1 protein-coding gene and 1 tRNA gene are annotated in these 1016 nt (G+C 58.3%); both read left to right on the plus strand.

Annotated features, from left to right (window positions below; genetic code table 11):
- Positions 1-692: hypothetical protein (locus AB0H42_RS35970; protein WP_357064400.1), on the plus strand; the 692-nt coding region annotated here is incomplete at its 5' end.
- Between the two features lie 112 nt (positions 693-804).
- Positions 805-901, plus strand: a tRNA-OTHER gene (locus AB0H42_RS35975).
- The last annotated feature ends 115 nt before the right edge of the window (positions 902-1016 follow it).

The following is a 1016-nucleotide window of genomic DNA, read 5'->3' on the forward strand; positions in this document are numbered from 1 at the left end:
GCAGCCGGGTGATGGCGCACTTCCGCGCGCAGGACGAGGCTAAAATGCTGCGCCAAACCCGGCGCATCAGCTTTATCGAGACCGCAGGCGAGTTGGGGGCATTGCTGCTGGAGGCGCAATTGATCAAACAGCAACAGCCGCTGTTCAACAAACGTCTGCGGCGTTCGAAACAGCTGTGCGCGCTGCGCTTGCAGGCAGATGCGGTGACGATTGCTCACGCCAAAGAGATCGACTTCGCCGTCACGCCCCACCTCTACGGGCTGTTTGCCAATCGCCACGCCGCGCTGGAAAAGCTGCGCGCCATCGCCGATGAGCATCGTTTATGTTACGGCAAGCTGGGGATCGACAAGCTGCCGGCAGGGCGAGCCTGTTTCCGCTACAGCCTGCGCAAGTGCGCGGGCGCCTGCTGTGGCGTGGAGTCGGCGCAGGAGCATGCGCTGCGGCTCGGCGCGGCGCTTGAGCAGTTGCGCATCGCCTGTTGGCCGTTCGCCGGGCGCGTGGCGCTGGAGGAGCAGGGCGAGACGCTGCGTCAGTACCATGTGATCCACAATTGGTTTTATCTGGGCTCGGTCGGCGATCTGGCGCAGGCGGAGCAGCTACAGAGCGCGGCCAGCCATTTCGACAGCGATGGCTACAAGATTTTGTGCAAGCCGCTCATCGCCGGCGATTACCCGATTATTGAGCTGCCGTAAGGCCATCATGCTGGTGATAACCTAAGATTTATCCGTAAAGTCAGGGCATTATGCTAAAAAAGCTTGAATCCATAATGTTGTTATGGATAATGGCGCCCCGAAGCGAAGGAACGCGCTATTAACTCAGTTGGCAGAGTGATTGGTTTTATAATGGCTTGTTTTGGCTTGAAAATTGATAGACGCGGGTTCGAGTCCTGCATAGCGCGCCAGCTTTCTTCCTTCGTCTCATCGCGCTTACCGTAAAGCGCACCCGGGTTGATTTGCACTATCGGCTCCTCGTTGGGATTTTCGGGTGTGCTTTACCGTAACCGCTGGCCTTCCTTC

Origin of the sequence: Nocardia sp. NPDC050799 (assembly GCF_040654015.1) — a bacterium.
In the GTDB taxonomy this organism is placed as follows: Bacteria; Actinomycetota; Actinomycetes; order Mycobacteriales; family Mycobacteriaceae; genus Nocardia.